Annotated in this window: 20 protein-coding genes; 4 read left to right on the top strand and 16 right to left on the bottom strand. The window is 60.0% G+C overall.

All coding sequences use genetic code 11. The annotated features are described in order from the left end of the window. Window positions 1-17: 17 nt before the first annotated feature. The 16 genes from glmS to mnmG form a co-directional block, all read right to left on the bottom strand. Complete coding sequence (gene glmS / locus DGA31_RS17485) at window positions 18-1,853, bottom strand: glutamine--fructose-6-phosphate transaminase (isomerizing) (protein WP_109513391.1); 1,836 nt, start codon at window positions 1,851-1,853, stop codon at window positions 18-20. Between the two features lie 4 nt (window positions 1,854-1,857). Beyond that, window positions 1,858-2,631: a DeoR/GlpR family DNA-binding transcription regulator gene (locus DGA31_RS17480; RefSeq protein WP_056840947.1), complete on the bottom strand. Its 774-nt coding sequence runs from the start codon at window positions 2,629-2,631 to the stop codon at window positions 1,858-1,860. A 175-nt stretch (window positions 2,632-2,806) separates the two neighbouring features. Next, entirely contained in the window at window positions 2,807-4,174 is a 1,368-nt protein-coding gene (glmU, locus tag DGA31_RS17475) for a bifunctional UDP-N-acetylglucosamine diphosphorylase/glucosamine-1-phosphate N-acetyltransferase GlmU (RefSeq protein ID WP_109513390.1), read from the bottom strand. A 111-nt stretch (window positions 4,175-4,285) separates the two neighbouring features. After that, window positions 4,286-4,711: a F0F1 ATP synthase subunit epsilon gene (locus DGA31_RS17470; protein WP_056840949.1), complete on the bottom strand. Its 426-nt coding sequence runs from the start codon at window positions 4,709-4,711 to the stop codon at window positions 4,286-4,288. 44 nt (window positions 4,712-4,755) lie between these two features. Then, on the bottom strand, window positions 4,756-6,132 hold the full coding sequence (atpD, locus tag DGA31_RS17465) for a F0F1 ATP synthase subunit beta (protein ID WP_056840950.1): 1,377 nt from the start codon (window positions 6,130-6,132) through the stop codon (window positions 4,756-4,758). A gap of 27 nt (window positions 6,133-6,159) precedes the next feature. Then, the gene (gene atpG, locus DGA31_RS17460; RefSeq protein WP_056840951.1) at window positions 6,160-7,020 is read right to left on the bottom strand and encodes a F0F1 ATP synthase subunit gamma; all 861 of its coding nucleotides are present in this window, start codon (window positions 7,018-7,020) and stop codon (window positions 6,160-6,162) included. 49 nt (window positions 7,021-7,069) lie between these two features. Then, window positions 7,070-8,614: a F0F1 ATP synthase subunit alpha gene (gene atpA, locus DGA31_RS17455; RefSeq protein ID WP_056840952.1), complete on the bottom strand. Its 1,545-nt coding sequence runs from the start codon at window positions 8,612-8,614 to the stop codon at window positions 7,070-7,072. A 21-nt stretch (window positions 8,615-8,635) separates the two neighbouring features. Beyond that, the gene (locus tag DGA31_RS17450) at window positions 8,636-9,172 is read right to left on the bottom strand and encodes a F0F1 ATP synthase subunit delta (protein WP_056840953.1); all 537 of its coding nucleotides are present in this window, start codon (window positions 9,170-9,172) and stop codon (window positions 8,636-8,638) included. A 12-nt stretch (window positions 9,173-9,184) separates the two neighbouring features. After that, window positions 9,185-9,655 carry a F0F1 ATP synthase subunit B gene (locus tag DGA31_RS17445; protein ID WP_056840954.1) on the bottom strand — a complete coding sequence of 157 codons (471 nt, stop codon included), beginning with the start codon at window positions 9,653-9,655 and terminating at the stop codon, window positions 9,185-9,187. Between the two features lie 57 nt (window positions 9,656-9,712). Beyond that, the gene (atpE, locus tag DGA31_RS17440; RefSeq protein ID WP_002555987.1) at window positions 9,713-9,970 is read right to left on the bottom strand and encodes a F0F1 ATP synthase subunit C; all 258 of its coding nucleotides are present in this window, start codon (window positions 9,968-9,970) and stop codon (window positions 9,713-9,715) included. A 133-nt stretch (window positions 9,971-10,103) separates the two neighbouring features. Further along, a complete protein-coding gene (gene atpB / locus DGA31_RS17435; protein ID WP_056840955.1) occupies window positions 10,104-10,973 on the bottom strand; it encodes a F0F1 ATP synthase subunit A in 870 nt (289 codons plus the stop codon). A 7-nt stretch (window positions 10,974-10,980) separates the two neighbouring features. Next, complete coding sequence (locus tag DGA31_RS17430; RefSeq protein ID WP_056840956.1) at window positions 10,981-11,397, bottom strand: F0F1 ATP synthase subunit I; 417 nt, start codon at window positions 11,395-11,397, stop codon at window positions 10,981-10,983. A gap of 146 nt (window positions 11,398-11,543) precedes the next feature. Continuing rightward, a complete protein-coding gene (locus tag DGA31_RS17425; RefSeq protein WP_109513389.1) occupies window positions 11,544-12,428 on the bottom strand; it encodes a ParB/RepB/Spo0J family partition protein in 885 nt (294 codons plus the stop codon). A 7-nt stretch (window positions 12,429-12,435) separates the two neighbouring features. Next, window positions 12,436-13,227, bottom strand: a complete 792-nt coding sequence (locus tag DGA31_RS17420; RefSeq protein WP_056840958.1) for a ParA family protein — start codon at window positions 13,225-13,227, stop codon at window positions 12,436-12,438. A gap of 18 nt (window positions 13,228-13,245) precedes the next feature. Continuing rightward, window positions 13,246-13,920: a 16S rRNA (guanine(527)-N(7))-methyltransferase RsmG gene (gene rsmG, locus DGA31_RS17415; protein WP_056840959.1), complete on the bottom strand. Its 675-nt coding sequence runs from the start codon at window positions 13,918-13,920 to the stop codon at window positions 13,246-13,248. After that, the gene (gene mnmG, locus DGA31_RS17410) at window positions 13,917-15,809 is read right to left on the bottom strand and encodes a tRNA uridine-5-carboxymethylaminomethyl(34) synthesis enzyme MnmG (protein ID WP_109513414.1); all 1,893 of its coding nucleotides are present in this window, start codon (window positions 15,807-15,809) and stop codon (window positions 13,917-13,919) included. The genes rsmG and mnmG overlap by 4 nt, the downstream gene beginning before the upstream one ends. A 595-nt stretch (window positions 15,810-16,404) precedes the next feature. Here mnmG and DGA31_RS17405 point away from each other — a divergent pair. The 4 genes from DGA31_RS17405 to DGA31_RS17390 all read left to right on the top strand — a co-directional run bounded on the left by DGA31_RS17405 (window position 16,405) and on the right by DGA31_RS17390 (window position 21,120). After that, window positions 16,405-16,911 (top strand): sigma-70 family RNA polymerase sigma factor, encoded by a 507-nt coding sequence (locus DGA31_RS17405; protein WP_056840960.1) that lies wholly within the window; start codon window positions 16,405-16,407, stop codon window positions 16,909-16,911. Further along, window positions 16,911-17,849 carry a FecR domain-containing protein gene (locus tag DGA31_RS17400; RefSeq protein ID WP_109513388.1) on the top strand — a complete coding sequence of 313 codons (939 nt, stop codon included), beginning with the start codon at window positions 16,911-16,913 and terminating at the stop codon, window positions 17,847-17,849. The genes DGA31_RS17405 and DGA31_RS17400 overlap by 1 nt, the downstream gene beginning before the upstream one ends. Window positions 17,850-17,957: 108 nt before the next feature. Continuing rightward, window positions 17,958-20,411 (top strand): TonB-dependent siderophore receptor, encoded by a 2,454-nt coding sequence (locus DGA31_RS17395; RefSeq protein WP_109513387.1) that lies wholly within the window; start codon window positions 17,958-17,960, stop codon window positions 20,409-20,411. Window positions 20,412-20,472: 61 nt separating this feature from the next. Beyond that, window positions 20,473-21,120 carry an RBBP9/YdeN family alpha/beta hydrolase gene (locus tag DGA31_RS17390; protein WP_109513386.1) on the top strand — a complete coding sequence of 216 codons (648 nt, stop codon included), beginning with the start codon at window positions 20,473-20,475 and terminating at the stop codon, window positions 21,118-21,120. Window positions 21,121-21,613 lie beyond the last annotated feature (493 nt).

The following is a 21,613-nucleotide window of genomic DNA, read 5'->3' as shown; positions in this document are numbered from 1 at the left end:
TTTAGAAAATCCCCTCCTCACTCCACCGTCACCGACTTCGCCAGATTCCGTGGCTGGTCCACATCCGTGCCCTTGAGCACCGCCACGTAGTACGACAGCAGTTGCAGTGGCAGGGTGTAAAGAATCGGTGCCAGGGTGTCGCTGATGTGCGGCATCGAGATGACGTGGGTGCCTTCGCCGTTGTGCAGATCGGCTTTTTCGTCAGCGAAGACGATCAGTTCGCCGCCACGGGCGCGCACTTCCTGCAGGTTGGACTTGAGCTTTTCCAGCAGTTCGTTGTTGGGGGCGACGGTGACCACCGGCATGTCGGCATCGACCAGCGCCAGCGGGCCGTGCTTGAGTTCGCCGGCCGGGTAGGCTTCGGCGTGGATGTAGGAGATTTCCTTGAGCTTCAGGGCGCCTTCCATTGCCACCGGGAATTGCGCGCCACGGCCCAGGAACAGGGTGTGGTGCTTCTCGGCGAACAGTTCGGCGACCTTCTCGACCACGGTGTCCATGGCCAGGGCTTCGCCCAGGCGCACCGGCAGGCGGCGCAGTTCTTCGACCAGACCGGCTTCGACGCCCTCTTCCAGGGTGCCCTTGACCTGGCCCAGCGACAGGGTCAGCAGCAGCAGGGCCACCAGTTGGGTGGTGAAGGCCTTGGTGGAGGCCACGCCGATTTCCGGGCCGGCCTGGGTCAGCAGGGTCAGGTCCGACTCACGCACCAGCGAGCTGGTGCCGACGTTGCAGATGGCAAGGCTGGCCAGGAAACCCAGTTGCTTGGCGTTGCGCAGCGCGGCCAGGGTGTCGGCGGTTTCGCCGGACTGGGAGATGGACACGAACAGGGTGTCGGGTTGCACCACCACCTTGCGGTAGCGGAATTCGCTGGCGACTTCGACTTGGCACGGAATGCCGGCCAGGCCTTCGAGCCAGTAACGGGCGACCATGCCGGCGTGGTAGCTGGTGCCACAGGCGACGATCTGCACGTTGCGCACCTTGGCGAACAACTCGGCGGCCTCGGGACCAAAGGCATGCACCAGCACCTGTTGCTGGCCCAAGCGGCCTTCCAGGGTGCGCTGCACGACCTTGGGCTGCTCGTGGATTTCCTTGAGCATGAAGTGCCGGTAGGCGCCCTTGTCGGCCGCTTCGGCGCTTTCGCGCACCTGCATGACTTCGCGCACCACCGGCTGGCCGTCGACGGTCCAGATCTGCACGCTGTCACGGCGGATCTCGGCGATGTCGCCTTCTTCGAGGTACACGAAACGGTCGGTGACCTGGCGCAGCGCCAACTGGTCGGAGGCCAGGAAGTTTTCCCCCAGGCCCAGGCCGATCACCAGCGGGCTGCCACTGCGGGCGGCGAGCAGGCGATCAGGCTGGCTGGCGCTGATCACGGCCAGGCCATAGGCGCCATGCAGCTCCTTGACCGCCGCTTTCAGGGCCACGGCCAGGTCGGGGGTGTCCTTGAGCTTGTGGTCGAGCAGGTGGACGATGGTCTCGGTGTCGGTGTCGGACTCGAACACATACCCCAGCGCCTTGAGCTGCACGCGCAAGGCTTCGTGGTTTTCGATGATGCCGTTGTGCACGACCGCCAGATCAGTGCCGGAAAAATGCGGGTGGGCGTTGCGCTCGCTCGGGGCACCGTGGGTGGCCCAGCGGGTGTGGGCAATGCCCAGGCGGCCGGTCAGCGGCTCACCGGCCAGCGCCTTTTCCAACTCGCTGACCTTGCCCAGGCGGCGGCGACGTTCAAGACGACCTTCATTGTTGAAGATGGCCACACCCGCGCTGTCGTAGCCGCGGTACTCCAGACGCTTGAGGCCTTCGATCAGGATGGCTGTAATGCTGCGCTCAGCAACGGCGCCAACGATTCCACACATGGTTCTACTCCTGGCTGGCAGCGGCACAAATCAATGTGATGCCGCGGGCTTTGATCTGTTCGCGTGCCTCGGTGGGCAGGCGTTCATCGGTAATGAGGGTGTGGATACTGCTCCAGGGCAGTTCCAGATTGGGGATTCTGCGACCGACCTTGTCGGCTTCGACCATCACCACCACTTCGCGTGCAACCTCGGCCATGACCCGGCTCAGGCCCAGCAGCTCGTTGAAGGTGGTGGTGCCGCGTTGCAGGTCGATACCGTCGGCACCGATGAACAACTGGTCGAAGTCATAGGAGCGCAGCACCAGTTCGGCGACCTGGCCCTGGAAGGATTCCGAATGCGGGTCCCAGGTGCCGCCGGTCATCAGCAGCACCGGTTCAGGCTCCAGTTCGTTCAGGGCACGGGCAACGTTCAGTGAGTTGGTCATGACCACCAGGCCGGGCTTGTTGCCCAGTTCCGGGATCAATGCCGCCGTGGTGCTGCCGCTGTCGACGATGATGCGGGCATGCTCACGGAGGCGCTGGGCAGCGGCGCGGGCGATGGCCTGTTTATAAGTCGAGGCCGGCTGGTTGTGCTCGACAATCAGCTCCTGGGGCACTGTGACAGCCCCGCCATAACGGCGCAGCAACAAGCCATTGCCTTCCAGCGCAGCCAGATCCTTTCGAATCGTAACCTCGGACGTTTCGAAACGGCGGGCCAGGTCGTCCACGGTCACCTCGCCCAATTCATTGAGCAGGCTGAGGATATTGTGGCGACGCTGGGGTGTATTACGTTTCGACATTTTTTAGTTAAGTTTCGTTTCGAAAGATAAGAACGCAATCAAAACCTATTCATGAGCAGGCGTCAAGCCTGTGAATAACCTGAAGGGGATAAACGGGCGGGATAACTCAATAATCACTGTATAACTCTACAGCCTGGTGGCAGCAGAGTTATACAGCCGGGCATTGTGGATAACTTCAGGCCTTTGGAACCTTGACCGGACGCTTCCAGCCTTCGATATTGCGCTGCCGTGCGCGGGCCACGCCCAGTTGTTCGACGGGCACATTTTGGGTGATGGTCGAACCCGCAGCCGTGGTGGCGCCGGAGGCGATATCCACAGGCGCCACCAACGAGTTGTTGGAACCGATAAAGACGTCTTCGCCCATGGTGGTCCTGAATTTGTTGGCGCCATCGTAATTGCAGGTGATGGTGCCGGCGCCGATATTGGTGCGTGCACCGATTTCGGCATCGCCCAGGTAGGTCAGGTGGCCGGCCTTGGCGTCCTCACCCAAACGAGCGTTCTTGAGTTCGACAAAGTTACCCACATGGGCGCGCGCACCCAGCTCGCTGCCGGGACGCAGACGGGCAAAGGGACCGGCATCGCTGCCCTCGCCCAATACCGCACCGTCGAGATGGCTGTTGGCCTTGATGATCACGCCCTTGCGCAGGGTGCTGTCCTTGATCACGCAGTTGGGGCCGATGACCACGTTGTCCTCGATCACTACACGGCCTTCGAGAATCACGTTGATGTCGATCATCACGTCGCGGCCGACGCTGACATCACCGCGCACATCGAAGCGTGCCGGGTCGCGCAGGGTCACGCCGGCGGCCATCAGGCGACGGGCTTCGCGCAGCTGGTAGTGACGCTCCAGTTCGGCCAGTTGGCGCCGGTCATTGGCGCCCTGCACTTCCATTGGATCGTGCGGCTGCTCGGTGGCGATGACCAGGCCGTCGTTGGCAGCCATGGCGATTACATCGGTCAGGTAGTACTCGCCCTGGGCGTTGTTGTTCGACAGCCGCCCCAGCCAGTCGGCCAGGCGCTTGCCGGGTACGGCGAGAATACCGGTGTTGCCTTCCTTGATGGCTTTCTGCGCGTCGCTGGCGTCCTTGTGCTCGACGATAGCGCTGACCTGACCCTGCGCGTCACGCACGATGCGGCCATAGCCGGTGGGGTCGTCGAGGGTGACGGTCAGCAGGCCCAGTTGCTCGGGGGTTACGCGCGTGAGCAGGCGCTGCAGGGTGTCGACTTCGATCAGGGGTACATCGCCGTACAGGATCAATACGGTCTCGGCGCTCAGCACCGGCAAGGCCTGGGCCACCGCGTGGCCAGTGCCCAGTTGCTTGTCCTGCAGGACGAAATTGAGATCGTCGGCCGCCAGTTGCTCACGCACGGCATCGGCACCGTGGCCGATGACCACATGAATGCCTTGCGGCGCCAGTTGGCGGGCGCTGTGGATAACGTGACCGAGCATCGAGTTGCCGGCCACCGGGTGCAGCACCTTGGGCAGGGCCGAACGCATCCGCGTGCCCTGGCCTGCTGCAAGAATGACGATATCGAGAGACATGAAGGATTATCCACTGGGCGGTGCGGGAGCCGCAGAAACAGGAACCGCAGAAAAAGAAAAAGGGTAGCCGAGGCTACCCTTTTACTCAATCGCGCATGGAACGCGGCGGGATCAACCGCCGTATTTCTTGCGAATCTGCTGGACGGTGCGCAGCTGGGCTGTCGCTTCGGCCAGGCGTGCAGCCGCGGCGCTATAGTCGAAATCCGCGCCTTTTTCGTTCAGGGCCTTCTCGGCAGCCTTGACGGAATCCTGTGCGGAAGCCTCGTCCAGGTCGGCAGCACGTTGCACGGTATCGGCAAGCACCTTGACCATGTTCGGCTGCACTTCGAGGAAACCACCGGAGATGTAGAACACCTCGCGGTCACCGCCCTGCTTGGTCAGCGTGATCGGACCTGGCTTGAGATTGGTGATCAGTGGCGCGTGGCCCGGGGCGATACCAAGATCACCCAGGTTGCCGTGCGCAACTACCATCTCGACCAGACCGGAAAAGATTTCTCCTTCCGCGCTGACGATATCGCAATGGACTGTTATAGCCATGTGCTTGCCTCAACCTGATTGGCGCCCCTTGCGGGGCACCGGGATTACAGTTTCTTGGCTTTCTCGATCGCTTCTTCGATGCCGCCGACCATGTAGAACGCTTGTTCTGGCAGGTGGTCGTAGTCACCGTTGAGGATGCCTTTGAAGCCAGCAATGGTGTCTTTCAGGGAAACGTATTTGCCTGGAGAACCGGTGAAGACTTCAGCCACGAAGAACGGCTGGGACAGGAAACGCTGGATCTTGCGAGCGCGGGATACCAGTTGCTTGTCGGTTTCGGACAGTTCGTCCATACCCAGGATCGCAATGATGTCCTTCAGCTCTTTGTAGCGCTGCAGCACGTACTGAACACCGCGAGCGGTTTCGTAGTGCTCGTTGCCGATCACGTTCGGGTCCAGCTGGCGCGAAGTCGAGTCCAGTGGATCGACCGCCGGGTAGATACCCAGGGAGGCGATGTCACGGGACAGTACGACGGTGGCGTCCAGGTGGGCGAAGGTGGTCGCCGGCGACGGGTCGGTCAGGTCGTCCGCAGGTACGTAGACGGCCTGGATCGAAGTGATCGAGCCGTGCTTGGTGGAGGTAATACGCTCCTGCAGCACGCCCATCTCTTCAGCCAGGGTCGGCTGGTAACCTACTGCCGAAGGCATACGGCCCAGCAGTGCGGATACTTCGGTACCGGCCAGGGTGTAACGATAGATGTTGTCGACGAACAGCAGAACGTCGTTACCTTCGTCACGGAACTTCTCGGCCATGGTCAGACCGGTCAGCGCTACGCGCAGACGGTTTCCCGGTGGCTCGTTCATCTGACCGTAGACCAGGGCTACCTTGTCGAGAACGTTGGAGTCCTTCATCTCGTGGTAGAAGTCGTTACCCTCACGGGTACGCTCGCCCACACCGGCGAACACGGAATAACCGCTGTGCTCGATGGCGATGTTACGGATCAGTTCCATCATGTTTACGGTCTTGCCGACACCGGCACCACCGAACAGACCGACTTTACCGCCCTTGGCAAACGGGCACACCAGGTCGATAACCTTGATGCCGGTTTCCAGCAGGTCGTTGCCGCCTGCCTGCTCTGCGAACGAAGGCGCGGCGCGGTGAATGCCCCAACGCTCTTCTTCGCCGATTGGACCGGCTTCGTCGATCGGGTTGCCCAGGACGTCCATGATGCGGCCCAGGGTCGCTTTACCGACCGGGACAGCAATGGCAGCGCCACTGTCGACAACATCCAGACCGCGCTTGAGGCCTTCGGTGGAGCCCATCGCAATGGTACGCACCACGCCGTCGCCCAGCTGCTGCTGGACTTCCAGGGTGGTTTCCGCGCCTTGTACTTTCAGCGCGTTGTAGACACTCGGTACCGCGTCACGTGGGAATTCCACGTCGATGACGGCGCCGATGATTTGAACGATACGTCCGCTACTCATAGCTGGATCCTCTGAATATGTGAACCGTTAAACCGCGGCAGCGCCGCCGACGATTTCCGAGATCTCCTGGGTGATCGCAGCCTGACGCGCCTTGTTGTAGATCAGCTGGAGGTCGCTGATCAGGTCACCGGCGTTGTCTGTGGCGTTTTTCATGGCGATCATCCGGGCAGCCTGTTCGGCCGCATTGTTCTCGACCACCGCCTGGTAGACCTGCGATTCCACGTAGCGAACCATCAAGCCGTCGAGCAGCTCCTTGGCGTCGGGTTCGTAGAGGTAGTCCCAGTGATGCTTGAGGCCTTGATCCGGGGTTGCCACCAACGGTACCAGTTGCTCGACCGTCGGCTGTTGCGTCATGGTGTTGATGAACTTGTTCGAGACAACCGACAGGCGATCGATACGACCGTCCAGGTAGGCATCGAGCATGACCTTGACGCTGCCGATCAGATCATTGATCGATGGCTCTTCGCCCAGGTGGCTGACGGCTGCCACGACGTTGCCGCCGAAGCTGCGGAAAAACGCCGCGCCCTTGCTGCCGATCACGCACAGGTCGATTTCAACGCCCTGTCCGCGAGTCTCGTTCATGTCCTTGACCAGCGCCTTGAACAGGTTGGTGTTCAAGCCACCGCACAGACCACGGTCACTGCTCACGACCACATAACCGGCGCGCTTTACAGGGCGTTCGATCATGAAGGGGTGGCGGTATTCCGGGTTGGCGTTGGCCAGATGACCGATCACCTGGCGGATACGCTCCGCGTAAGGACGGCTAGCAGCCATGCGCAGTTGAGCCTTGCGCATCTTGCTGACCGCCACTTTTTCCATGGCGCTGGTAATTTTTTGCGTGCTTTTGATGCTCGCAATCTTACTGCGAATCTCTTTTGCGCCTGCCATGTATCACCTATCAGGTTAGCAAGCGGGGGCATTGAGCCCCCGCTGCGGCTTACCAGGTTTGGGTGGCCTTGAACTTCTCGATACCGGCTTTCATGCCAGCGTCGATTTCGTCGTTGAAGTCACCCTTCACGTTGATCTTCGCCACCAGGGCGGCGTGATCGCGGTGGAAGTAGGCAATCAGCGCTTGTTCGAAGCTGCCGATCTTGGTGATTTCGACGTCGGTCAGGAACCCACGCTCGGCGGCATACAGCGACAGCGCCATGTCAGCGATCGACATCGGTGCGTATTGCTTCTGCTTCATCAGTTCGGTAACGCGCTGACCGTGCTCGAGCTGCTTGCGGGTGGCTTCGTCCAGGTCAGATGCGAACTGGGCGAATGCCGCCAGTTCACGGTACTGAGCCAGAGCGGTACGGATACCACCGGAAAGCTTCTTGATGATCTTGGTCTGGGCAGCACCACCGACACGCGATACCGAAACACCGGCGTTCACTGCAGGACGGATGCCCGAGTTGAACATGGCCGATTCCAGGAAGATCTGACCGTCGGTGATGGAAATCACGTTGGTCGGAACGAACGCGGAAACGTCGCCAGCCTGGGTTTCGATGATCGGCAGAGCGGTCAGGGAACCGGTTTTGCCGGTCACTGCGCCATTGGTGAACTTCTCTACGTACTCTTCGGAAACGCGCGATGCACGCTCCAGCAGACGGGAGTGGAGATAGAACACGTCACCTGGGTAAGCTTCGCGGCCCGGTGGACGGCGCAGCAGCAGGGAGATCTGACGATAAGCCACGGCCTGCTTGGACAGGTCGTCGTACACGATCAGGGCATCTTCGCCGCGGTCGCGGAAGAATTCACCCATGGTGCAACCGGCGTACGGAGCCAGGAACTGCAGAGCAGCCGATTCCGATGCGCTTGCCGCGACGATGATGGTGTTGGCCAGTGCGCCGTTTTCTTCCAGCTTGCGAACCACGTTGGCGATGGTCGATTGCTTCTGACCAATGGCAACGTAGACGCAGAAAATGCCGCTGTCTTTCTGGTTGATGATCGCGTCGATCGCCAGAGCGGTCTTGCCGATCTGACGGTCACCGATGATCAGCTCGCGCTGGCCACGGCCGACAGGGATCATGGCATCGACAGCCTTGTAGCCAGTCTGTACAGGCTGGTCTACCGACTTACGCCAGATCACGCCCGGAGCAACTTTCTCGACCGCGTCGGTCTCGGTGTTGTTCAGCGGGCCCTTGCCGTCGATCGGGTTGCCCAGTGCGTCGACAACGCGACCCAGCAGTTCCTTACCTACAGGAACTTCCAGGATGCGGCCGGTGCACTTGGCGCTCATGCCTTCGGCCAGGGTGGTGTACGCACCCAGGACCACTGCACCCACGGAGTCTTGCTCCAGGTTCAGGGCCATGCCGTAGACGCCGCCAGGGAACTCGATCATTTCGCCGTACATAACGTCGGCCAGACCGTGAATCCGCACGATACCGTCAGACACGCTGACGACAGTGCCTTCATTGCGGGCTTGGGAGGCTACATCGAGTTTATCGATGCGGCCCTTGATGATTTCACTTATTTCGGAAGGATTGAGTTGCTGCATTGCTCTGCTGCCCCTTCAAACTCAAGATTTCAATGCTTCGGCCAGCTTCGCGAGTTTGCCGCGAACTGAGCCATCGATAACCAGGTCGCCGGCGCGGATAACGACGCCACCGATAAGGCTGGCATCCTCCGCAGCATGCAGGCGCACTTCCCGGCCGAGCCGTGCACTGAGAACCTTGGCGAGTTTGTCTTGCTGTTCTTGGTTCAATGCGAATGCACTGGTCACATCAACGTCTACCGATTTTTCCTGTTCAGCCTTGTACAGCTCGAACAGGGCGGCAATCTCCGGCAACAGCAGGAGACGGTCGTTTTCGGCTACGACATTGATGAAATTCTGTGCCTTCTCATCAACCTTGTCGCCGCACACTTCGATAAAAGTGGCGGCCTTTTGTGCGCTCGTCAGTCGCGGGGCCTTGAGCAGGCGCTGCATGGTGTCATCTTGTGACACCGCACCAGCCAGGCCGAGCATGGCTGACCAATTGGCCAGTTGCTGGTGAGCCTGAGCGTGCTCGAAGGCCGCCTTCGCGTAAGGTCGGGCCAACGTGGTCAGTTCTGCCATGATCGCCCTCGCTTAAATTTCAGCAGCCAGTTTATTGACCAGCTCTGCGTGCGCGTTTTGATCGATTGTGGAGCCCAGGATCTTCTCGGCGCCACTGACGGCCAGGGTACCCAGTTGGGCACGCAGCGCGTCCTTGACACTGTTCAGTTCTTGCTCGATCTCGGCCTGAGCCTGAGCCTTCACACGGTCCGCCTCGACACGAGCCTGTTCACGGGCCTCGTCGACGATCTGGTTGCCGCGCTTCTTGGCTTGCTCAATGATCTCGGCTGCTTGAGCCTTGGCTTCGCGCAACTGGTTACCGGCCTTTTCTTGGGCCAGCTCCAGGTCGCGAGCAGCTCGAGAGGCAGCGTCCAATCCATCCGCGATCTTCTTCTGACGTTCGCGCAAAGCCGTGATGACCGGAGGCCACACATACTTCATGCAAAACAGTACAAAGATCGCGAACGCAATGCTCTGGCCAATCAAGGTTGCATTAATGTTCACGCCAACACCTCGCTCTTACGTTGTCCATCCCACCCATCAACTCGAAGACTCGAGTGATTAGCCAGCGAGTTGACCAACGAAGGGGTTTGCGAAGGTGAAGAACAGAGCGATACCAACACCGATCATGGTCACGGCGTCGAGCAGGCCTGCGACGATGAACATCTTGACTTGCAGCATTGGAACCATTTCTGGCTGGCGAGCTGCGCCTTCCAGGAATTTACCGCCCAACAGACCGAAGCCGATTGCAGTACCCAGTGCGCCCAGGCCGATCAGCAGTGCAACAGCGATAGCGGTAAGACCAACTACAGTTTCCATCTTTCCTCCCGACTTTTACGTCGTATTGGTTAGGTTTTTTAGTTTGAAGCGATAAAACGAATCGTCAGTACATCAGCCCTCGCGGGCACCCTCTCACCGCAGCGAGAGGGTTCAGAAACGCCGCGAGGCGATCTTAGTGGTTATCTTCGTGAGCCATCGACAGGTAGACGATGGTCAGCATCATGAAGATAAAGGCTTGCAGGGTGATGATCAGGATGTGGAACACCGCCCAGGCCCATTGCAGCACGACACCCAGGCCGCTCAGCCACAACAGGCCGGCGCCGAACATCACGGCAATGAGGATGAAGACCAGTTCGCCGGCGTACATGTTACCGAACAGACGCAGTGCCAGAGAGATTGGCTTGGCGATCAGGGTCACGAACTCCAGCAGGAAGTTCACCGGGATCAGCAGCGCCTGAACGAAGACGTTCTTGCTGCCGAACGGGTGCAGGGTCAGTTCGCCGATGAAGCCGCCGATGCCCTTGATCTTGATGCTGTAGAAAATGATCAGTGCGAAGACCGACAGGGCCATGCCCAGGGTCGCGTTCGGGTCAGTGGTCGGTACGGCACGGAAGAAGATGTGCTCGTTGCCGCTGATCTTGGCCGCCAGGACCGGAATCCAGTCCACCGGCACCAGGTCGATGGCGTTCATCATGAACACCCAGGCGAAGATGGTCAGGGCCAGGGGCGCGATCACGGCACTGCGGCCATGGAAGCTGTCCCTCACGCTGCCATCGACGAACTCGACCAGCACTTCGACGAAGTTCTGCAAGGCACCCGGCTGGCCGGATGTGGCCTTCTTGGCGGCCATGCGGAAAATGAGAATGAAAAGGGCGCCCAAAGCGACCGACCAGCCGAGTGTATCGACGTGGAAGGCCCAAAAGCCCATTTCCTTTGCTTCTGCTGCGGTGTGGGCAAAGCCCCAGTTGCCATCAGCGAGCCGACCGAAGGTCAGGTTCTGCAAGTGGTGCTGGATATAGCCCGAAGCGGTTTCTGCTGCCATGGTTGCCTCAAACGCCCTTAGGTCTGGAAAGTCTTGTTCTCATCAGCAGGGGTGCGAACCAGTTGACCGCCTGGATCAACATGAACACGCCAAATACAGCCAGTGGCGCCAATGGTTTCACCCCTGCGAACGTCAGTGCGAAAAGCACCGCCGTCAAAATCAGTTTGCCTGCCTCGCCGGCATAAAAAGACCGGACGATGGCTCTGGCGGCTCGGGCCCCGGTGAACCGGAATGCCTTGTGAGCAAAATACACATTGGGCAGCCACGCTATCAGGCCCCCACAAAGCCCCGAATATCCGGCTACGACTCCCTTCCACTGCCACAGCGCCAAGGCAGCCAGCAGAACGACGATCAACTGCGCCAAAAGAACCGGGAAAACCGCAAGGCGGTGGAACGGCAGGCGGTCTGGCTTGCGTGATTCCATCGCAATAGCTCCTCGGTTGTCGGTCGCCATCATCGTTAACTTGGCATAATTTGTGCCGACAAAATGCGCGCAGAGTATAGGGGCGGTTCAGCCCTCGTTCAACTCCAAGGAACTGATTTCCGACTACACGCTACAACGCAATTGTTTCAGCGGATGTGGGCAAGGACACCCTGCAGCTCATCCAGCGAGTTGTACCGGATCACCAGTTGACCCTTGCCCTTCTGCCCGTGGCGGATCTGCACCGAAGACCCCAGACGCTCTGCCAGACGCTGTTCCAGTCGACTTATATCGGGATCGGGGCGTGTCGCTTCGACCGGCTCCGGGGCACTGCTCAACCACTGCCTGACCAGCGCTTCGGTCTGGCGTACTGTCAGACCCCGTGCGACAACGTGTCGCGCCCCCTCGACCTGCCGTTCTTCAGGCAAACCGAGCAATGCACGGGCATGTCCCATCTCCAGGTCGCCATGCGACAGCATGGTCTTGATGACGTCCGGCAAGGTGGTCAGGCGCAGCAGGTTGGCCACGCTGACCCGCGACTTGCCGACCGCATCGGCCACCTGTTGCTGGGTCAGCTGGAATTCCTGCTGCAACCGCTGCAGTGCCATCGCCTCGTCGACCGAATTGAGGTTCTCGCGCTGGATGTTCTCGATCAGCGCCATGGCGATGGCCGTTTCGTCGGGCACGTCGCGGACCATGGCCGGAATCGTCTCGACTCCGGCCTGCTGGCTCGCGCGCCAGCGGCGTTCACCGGCGATGATTTCAAAGCGGTCGTCGCCGATCGGACGGATCACGATCGGCTGCATCACGCCCTGGGCACGGATCGACTGGGCCAGTTCTTCCAGCGCCACAGGATCCATGTCACGACGCGGCTGGTACTTGCCGCGCTGGATCTTGTCCAGGGGCACGTGCTGCAGCTCGCGCTGATCGATCTGGCTGGCCTGTTCTTCCAGCAACGGGATGGTCGGTATGCTGTTCGGACTGCTCAGCAGTGCGTCCAGCCCGCGTCCGAGACCTCTTTTCTTGACGGCCATGGTTTCCTCAGGCGGGCTTGGCAGCTTTTGGACTGCGACGTTGACGACGGACCAGCTCACCGGCAAAGGCCAGGTAGGCCAGCGCGCCACGTGACGACTTGTCGTAACTGAGTACCGGCATGCCGAAACTCGGCGCTTCGGCCAGACGGACGTTGCGCGGTATCACGGTGTCGTAGAGCAGGTCACCGAAATGTTCCTTGAGCTGGGCCGAGACATCGTTGCTCAGGCTCAGGCGCGGATCGTACATGGTGCGCAGCAGCCCTTCGACCTTCAGGTTCGGGTTGAGCAGCTCGCCGATACGCTTGATGTTATCCACAAGGTCGCTCAGGCCTTCAAGGGCAAAGTACTCGCACTGCATGGGGATGATCACGCCATCGGCGGCCACCAGGGCGTTGAGCGTCAGCATCGACAGCGACGGCGGGCAGTCGATGAGAATGAAGTCGTAGTTCTCGCGGATCGGCGCCAGCGCATTGCGCAGGCGACTTTCCTTCATCTGCATTTCCAGCAGGACCACTTCACCGGCCGTCAGGTCGCGGTTGGCGGGCAGCAACTGGTAGCCACCGTGCTCGGAAAACCGCATGGCCTGGGCCAGGTCGCATTCGCCGATCAACAGATCGTAGACCGAATGCTCCAGCGTGTGTTTATCCACACCGCTGCCCATGGTGGCATTGCCTTGTGGATCGAGATCGATCAACAGCACGCGGCGCTTGGTCGCGACCAATGACGCGGCGAGGTTGATGCAGGTGGTGGTCTTGCCCACTCCACCCTTCTGGTTCGCTATTGCGAATACCTTAGCCATTCTTGCTTGTGTTCCCAATCATGCCGTGCGGCGCAGTATCAGCAGATGGCGCTGGCCTTGGCAACCTGGAACGGCCAGGGCCCGAGCGCTATCGAGACGAAAATCTGTCGGCAATGCTAACAGTTCCTCACTTGGATGCAGCCCTTTCATTGCCAGCCAGCGTGTTTGGGTGTCACCCATGTGACGTGTCCACCCGGCAAAATCCTCAAGACTGCTGAACGCCCGGGAAATGATCCCGGTGTACGGCGCCGCAGGCTGCCAGGTTTCGGCACGGCTGTGGATAACCTCGAGGTTGTCCAGCTTCAGCTCCAGCTTGACCTGGGTCTGGAAACGACTTTTCTTGCCGTTGCTGTCGAGCAACGCAATGTGCGCCTGCGGAAACAGGATCGCCAGTGGAATGCCCGGCATGCCGCCGCCGCTACCGACATCCAGCCAGCGCGAGCCGTCGATGGTGGCCGTATCGCCGGACGATGCGATGACAGACGGCACCACGCTGAGGCTGTCGAGCAGGTGTCTGGACACCATTTCGTCAGGGTTGCGCACCGCCGTGAGGTTGTAGGCCTTGTTCCATTTGATCAACAGGGCCAGATAGGCCAGCAACTGGCTGTGCTGACTGTCACTGAGCTCGATGCCCAGTTCACGTGCCCCTGTGGATAATTCTTCGGCGTGTTGCGGTGTCACCATGGCACTCAAGCGCTTTGCTCCAGCTCACGGCCTGCGCCGCGTTTTTTCAGGTGAATCAGCAGCAGGGAAATCGCTGCCGGCGTGACGCCGGGAATACGCGAAGCCTGGCCCAGGGTCTCAGGACGAGTTATCCCCAGCTTGGACTGGATTTCCTTGGACAATCCGGAAATCGACACGTAGTCGATATCCACAGGCAGGCGCGTGTCTTCGCTGGCGCGCAGCCGGGCGATTTCGTCTTGTTGCCGTTCGATGTAACCGGCGTATTTGGTCTTGATCTCGACCTGCTCGGCCACTTGTGGATCGCTGCAACCTTCCCCGGTCAGCGCCACCAGGCTGGCGTAGTCGATTTCCGGGCGGGTCAGCAGGTTGAGCAGGTTGTATTCGTGGGTCAACGGTGTGCCGAAACGTTCGGCAATCGCATCACCGCGCTCGGTACCAGGGCGTACCCAGGTACTTTTCAGGCGCTGTTCTTCGCGCTCGATGCTTTCGCGCTTGGTGCAGAACGCCGCCCAGCGGGCATCGTCGATCAAACCCAGCTCACGCCCTTTTTCGGTCAGGCGCAGGTCGGCGTTGTCTTCGCGCAGGATCAGGCGGTACTCGGCCCGGGAGGTGAACATCCGGTACGGTTCCTGGGTGCCCAGGGTAATCAGGTCATCGACCAGCACGCCCAGGTACGCCTCGTCGCGGCGCGGGCACCAGCTTTCCTTGCCCTGCGCACGCAAGGCGGCGTTGGTTCCGGCCAGCAGGCCCTGGGCGCCAGCTTCTTCGTAGCCGGTGGTGCCGTTGATCTGCCCGGCGAAGAACAGGCCGCCGATGACTTTGGTTTCCAGGCTGTACTTGAGGTCACGCGGATCGAAGTAGTCGTACTCGATCGCATAGCCGGGACGCACGATATGGGCGTTTTCCATGCCCTGGATCGAACGCACCACCTGCAATTGCACGTCAAACGGCAAGGACGTCGAGATACCGTTGGGGTACAGCTCGTGGGTGTTCAGGCCTTCGGGCTCGATGAACACCTGGTGGCTCTGCTTGTCGGCAAAGCGATGGATCTTGTCTTCGATCGACGGACAATAGCGCGGGCCGACACCTTCGATCACACCGGAATACATCGGCGAGCGATCCAGGTTGGCGGCGATGATCTCGTGGGTCCGCGTATTGGTGTGCGTGATCCAGCAACTGACCTGCCGCGGGTGCTGTTCCTTGTTGCCGATGAACGACATCACTGGAATCGGCGTGTCGCCCGGCTGTTCGCTCATGACCGAAAAGTCGACCGAGCGGCCATCGATACGCGGTGGCGTACCGGTCTTCAGGCGCCCGACGCGCAGCGGCAGTTCACGCATGCGGTGGGCCAGGGCAATCGACGGTGGATCACCGGCACGGCCACCGGAATGGTTCTGCAAACCGATATGAATCAGCCCGCCCAGAAAGGTGCCGGTGGTCAGCACCACTGAATCGGCAAGAAAACGCAGGCCCATCTGGGTCACGACGCCACGCACCTGGTCCTGCTCGACGATCAGGTCGTCGCAGGACTGCTGGAAAATCCACAGGTTGGGCTGGTTTTCCAGGATTTCGCGGATGACGGCCTTGTAGATGGCCCGGTCGGCCTGGGCGCGGGTGGCACGTACGGCTGGACCCTTGCGACTGTTGAGCACACGGAACTGAATACCGGCCATGTCCGTGGCCACAGCCATCGAGCCGCCGAGGGCATCGATTTCCTTGACCAGATGGCTTTTACCGATGCCACCAATGGCAGGGTTGCAGCTCATGTGCCCAAGGGTTTCCACGTTGTGCGTCAACAGCAGCGTTTTAACGCCCATGCGTGCCGAGGCCAGTGCCGCCTCGGTACCGGCATGACCGCCACCGATGACGATCACTTCAAAACGGGAAGGGAAATCCACCACGCACCTCGTGCCTGTTGTAGATGAAAAATCGGGATAGCTGACAAGTATAGGGACTTCACCCACCTGAATGAAACCCGTTGAACAAAAAATGACCAGCTGTGCAAAAAGGCGGGATGTGTAAAAAAATTAGAAAGAAAGAAATCTTTTAAAACCTTGTTTTTAATGCTTATGTTACTGAGGCACCTTTCTGTGGATAGATCTCTGTAAGCCACGTTTTACAATGTGTACAGCGTTTCAAAAGTCTGTGTTCATGTACCTCTGGGGGCTTTGGATAACTCTGTTTGGCCTGTGGATTAAAGTACGATTTGTCCACAGGGGCAGTTGTGCCCAGTTTTCGAGCCTGCTTATCAACCGGGCTGAAGGCGGGTTATGCACAGGGCTTATTTATGCATGCACAGGCAGCTGAAATACTCTGTTCATGCTTCTCAAGTGCCCGGAAACAGGCGCTTTCGATGATTTTTTTCCATGTGGATAACTTTTTTTGAAGAACATCACGAAAATCTGTGAGCTCGTCATGAAAAAGGACCCTTGTCGTAGCCCCGGTCGTGAATGAATAATAGCGATTATCATTCACTGGCTCAGAATCCCCCTCATGCCCTCTCCTTCCCATACGGCAGCGGTTCAGTCGATCTATGAACAGCACCACTCGTGGCTGTATGGCTGGCTCAAGGGCAAGCTGTCCAACACCTGCGATGCGGCTGATCTGGCCCATGACACCTTTGTGCGCATCCTGGCTGCCCGCAATGCAGCCGATATTCGTGAGCCCCGCGATTACCTGACGACCATTGCCCGCGGCCTGGTCATTGATCGCTATCGACGCCGCACCATCGAGCAGGCGTGGCTGCAAAGCATGGCGGCCCGACCCGAAGCAGTAGCGATCAGCGAAGAAGACAAGGCGGTGATCATTGAAACCCTGATGGCTGTGGACAAGACCCTGGCTGGCCTGGGCGCACGCACGCGCAGGATTTTCATGATGACCCAGGTCGACGGCCTGACTTACCAACAGGTGGCCGATCAGTTGGGGCTGTCCCTGAGCAGCATCAAGAAGCACATGATCCGTGCCTTGACCGAATGCTCCGTACTGATGGCAACGCTGTAATGGCCAGTCCGGTCGAGCGTCGGGTGCTTGAAGCGGCGGCCACCTGGTACGTGCAGTTTCAGTCCGAGCCGCCTGACAATGCGCAGCGCCAGGCCTGGCTGCGCTGGCTGGCCAGCGATCCGGCGCATCAGGTCGCCTGGCAGCAGATGGAGCTTTTGCAGCGCAGCCTGGGCACCCTGCCCGGCCAGGCAACCCGCCAGGCCTTGTCGGCCAGTGGCCAACGCCGTCAGGTGCTCAAGTTGTTGTTGCTGCTTCCCGCTGCAGGCCTTGTTGGCTGGCAGGCACAAGACGCGGTGGATAACTGGGCCGACTACCGCACCGGCACAGGCCAGCAACGCCGGATCGAGCTGGCCGACGGTAGCCGGGTCGACCTCAATACCGACACGGCGCTCGATATACGCTTCGATGCCAGGCAGCGGCTGATGCATCTGCGCAGCGGGGAGATCCTGGTGCGCACCGGCAAACGCGGTGATCAGCGGCCTTTGCGGGTGGTGACGCAACACGGATCCATTCAGGCCCTGGGCACGCTCTTCAGTGTGCGCCAGCGTTCGGCGCGGACCGAGGTGGGCGTGCTGGAGGACAGTGTGCGCATCCATCCCGAGGCGGCGGTGGATAAAGTCGCCGTGCTCAAGGCCGGAGAATGCACGGCATTCGATACTCGCACCATCGGGGCTGTGGACAAGTATCAGCCTGCGCAGGTGGCCTGGGTCGAAGGCCGCTTGATCGTGCTCGATGCCCGGCTGGGGGATGTGCTGGCCGAACTGGGCCGTTACCGTCATGGCGTCATGCGCTGTGACGAGCGCGCTGCCAGTCTGCGGGTGTCCGGTACCTTTCGCCTGGATGCGCTTGAGGCGGTACTGGCCAACCTGCAGGCCAGCCAGCCCATCACCGTGCGCTGGTTTACACCTTATTGGGTATCGGTCAGTTACAGCGCTTGAGCGTCCCTGAACATTTTTTGCAAGCAGGGTGATCTTTTTTGAACCTGACACGGCCCTGCTGATAATCGCGATCAACGCGAATCCTTGCCATTTTCAGGGTCACACGTCATGCGCTTCGCTCCGATTCCGTCCTATGTTCGCCAACCGCTGTCCAGGCACTGTATCGCTTACAGCCTGTTGATCGGCGGCGCCGTGATTTATCCACTGCTGGCCTGCCAGGTCCAGGCTCAGCCTGCAATGACCGTGCAACGCTTTGCTGTGGCCGCAGGGCCTGTGGATAACGCCTTGAGCCAGTTTGCAGCCCAGGCCAATGTCATCCTGTCATTCTCTCCGGCCCAGACCGCAGGCCGTCGTACAGCAGGTCTGCAAGGCGAGTTCTCGGTGGACCAGGGCTTTGCCCGGTTGCTGCAGGGTTCGGGGCTGCAGGCCGTGTCTCAGGCGCCTGGCAGCTATACGCTGCAGGCGCTGCCAGCCACCGGCGCGATGACGCTGGACGAGACCCGTATCAGTGGCAGCGGTGTCGACCCGTTTGTCCGGGACAGCGCCAGCGACAGCGGTTACAAGGCCGGCGCCAGCCGTGCCGGGACCAAGACCAGCACACTGTTGAGCGAGACACCGCGCTCGGTATCGGTGGTGACCGAACAGCGCATCAAGGACCAGAAAGCCCAGACGCTTACCGAAGTGCTCGGCTATGTGCCAGGCATTTTCGCCCCGCCTTTTGCGGCCGGCGATGGCCTGGCGGGCGACCTGTTCTTCATCCGCGGCTTTAACGCCACCGACTACGGCTATGGCTTGCTGCGCGACGGGCTGCGTGTGCAAGGCAATCGCTATGACACCACCACCGACACGTATGGGCTGGAGCGGGTAGAAATCTTCCGCGGGCCGTCCTCGATCCTGTACGGCGAGAATGCGCCCGGCGGTCTGGTGAACCTGGTCAGCAAGCGCCCCACCGCTACCCCCAAAGGTGAGGTACAACTGAGTTACGGCTCCAATAACCGGCGGCAACTGGCTGTGGATATCTCCGGTCCCCTTAACGACAGTGCCACGGTCCAGGGCCGGGTGGTGATGCTGGGGCGCAAGGCGGATACCCAGACTGACCATGTGCCGGATGATCGCCTGTACATCGCGCCGTCCCTGACCCTCAATTTCGACGACGCCAACCAGTTGACCCTGCTCAGCCATTACCAGAAAGACCACACCAATATGGAACTGGGCTTGCCGGCCGCCGGCACCCTGCTGGATAACCCCAATGGCAAGCTCGACAAGGACACCATGCTGGGCGTCCCCGGCTGGAACACCTTCGAGCGCGAAACCTGGAGCCTGGGCTATGAATTTATCCACAGCTTCAACGAAGACTGGCAATTCCGGCAGAACTCGCGTTATCAACAATCGCGTATCAATCGCCATGAGACCTGGCCGGGCAGTCTGAACAACGCAGGCTTCGGCACCCAGTTGAATGTCACTGCCTACGACCGGGGCAACAAGTCGATGGTGTACTCGCTGGATAACCAGCTGGAAGGCAAATTCAGCACCGGCGCTGTGGATAACACCTGGCTGGTGGGCGCCAGCTACGACCGTACTTCATTCAGCCAGGACTGGGACGCCGGTTTTGCCGGGCAGATCAACATTTTCGATCCGGTCTATGCAGGTGATCCGATAACCGCCATTGCCGTGCAGAACACGTTGCTCGGTCAGCAGATGCAGGGTGTCTACACCCAGATGCAAAGCACCTGGAACAACTGGATCTTCCTGCTGGGCGGTCGCCAGGACTGGGTTGAAAGCGATTTTCGCAACAAGCTGGCGCCTACCGGCGATATCAATGGCCATGACCACAAGTTCACCTGGCAGACCGGCCTGATGTACCGCTTCGACAATGGCCTGACCCCTTATGCCAGCTATTCGACCGCCTTTGTACCGGTGCAGCAGATCTCCAATGGCGGCGCGCCGCTGGACCCGATCACCAGCTCGCAGATCGAAGTGGGTGTGAAATACGAGCCGGCCGGCTGGAATACAGCGATGACCGCGTCCGTTTTCGACCTGCGCAAGGAAGATGACACCTATCTGGACGCCACCACGTCCACCTACCGGCAAATCGGCGAAAGCCGGGCCAAGGGCGTGGAGCTGGAGATCAACAGCGATATCACCCGCCACCTGAACCTCACCGCCGCCTACACCTACACCGATGCCCGGGTGACCAAGGATGCTCCAGGCTCGCTGATCGAGGATCATCAGGTGACCGGGGTACCACGCAACCAGGCTTCGGTCTGGACCAAGTACCGCTTCCTGGACGGCGCATTGAACGGCCTGTCGATCGCCGGCGGCGTGCGCTACTTCGACAGTACTTTCGCCTACACGCAACCGAGCCTGTACGGCCGGCTCGATTCCGGCGACGTCACGCTGGTGGATGCCGCCATTGGTTATCAGGTCGACCGCCACTGGTCGGTGGATCTGAACGCCCGCAACCTGTTCGACAAGGAGTACGTGTCAGGTTGCAACGACGCCGGTCGCTGCTACTGGGGTGACAGCCGCACCGTGTTGGGGACGGTTTCGTATAACTGGTAGGCCTGTGCCTGAGAGGTCGGAGTGCTAAGTTAATGACACCCCGACCTGCTCAGGAGCTGTTGTGTTTATCCACAGATCTCGATTCAAACGCCTGCTCGCAGCGGTGCTGCTGACGCTGACGCCCATTGCTCTCGCCGCCGAACAGGCGGCACATGTCTATATCGTCCATGGCTATCGCGCCACGCCCGACGACCACTGGTTTGCCTGGTTGAAGCAACGCCTCGAAGAAACCGGCACCCGTGTGTCGATCGTCGAGCTGTCTCCCGCCGTCAACCCACAGCCACAACAGTGGCAACAGGCTCTGCAGGCGCAGATACCGCACCCGGACGAACATTCGTGGTTTGTGACACACAGTCTGGGCAGCATTGCGCTGTTGCAGTACCTGGCGACGTGCAAGGACTTATCCACAGTGGGCGGCTATGTGCTGGTATCCGGTTTCAATGACCGCCTGCCGAACATTCCACAAATCGACGGCTTTATCCGGCCTGACCTGGATTACCGCAAGCTGATTCAACTTACCCACAACCGTGTGGTGATTGCCGCACGAAATGACGTGGTGGTGCCGCATGCGGTAAGCGCAGCCTTGGCGAAAAGACTCGAAGCGCGGTTTGTTTCACTGCCGGAGGGCGGGCATTTTCTGGAAGCCGAGGGCTTCAAGACCTTTCCACGGGTGCTGGAAGAGCTGAAAAAGGAGATGTCAGTCCGGTAAATGCCTGAGAGCCCCGTTATCCGGGGGCTGACGGGCTTGTGGGTAACTTGGAATGAGCGGTATTAAATTGTGTCAAAGAAAATTAACTAGCTGAATTTAAAGGATTATCCACAAAATTCATGTCTTTTCGGTCAAATTCACAAAGCGCACGCTCATCAAAGACAAAATAACTTATTGATTTTATTTAGTTTAATCCCCATGCCTTGTGGGAGGCGGCTTGCCGGCGATTGAGCGCGGAGCGCTCAAGGCAATTGATGAAACACATCTGCTGCGCAACCGATCACCGGCAAGCGGGCCCCGGCAAGCCGTCTCCCACCGGTCCCAGGTTTGCTGCGTGACAGTGCTCCGCCCTGGAGCGTCGTCAAGGCGGCAGACAGGATTTCTGTCCACAGCGCTTCGCCGGCAGAACCTGCTGCCGGTGTGCAAGAAGAGATCGGATGATAATCGTGGGGCTGTGGACAATTTCTGTTGTGAAACAACGGCCGTTGCGGCC

Origin of the sequence: Pseudomonas ovata (genome assembly GCF_003131185.1) — a bacterium.
In the GTDB taxonomy this organism is placed as follows: domain Bacteria; phylum Pseudomonadota; class Gammaproteobacteria; order Pseudomonadales; family Pseudomonadaceae; genus Aquipseudomonas; species Aquipseudomonas ovata.
Note: the sequence above shows the minus strand (reverse complement) of the source record. Positions and strands in the feature narration are given on the sequence as shown.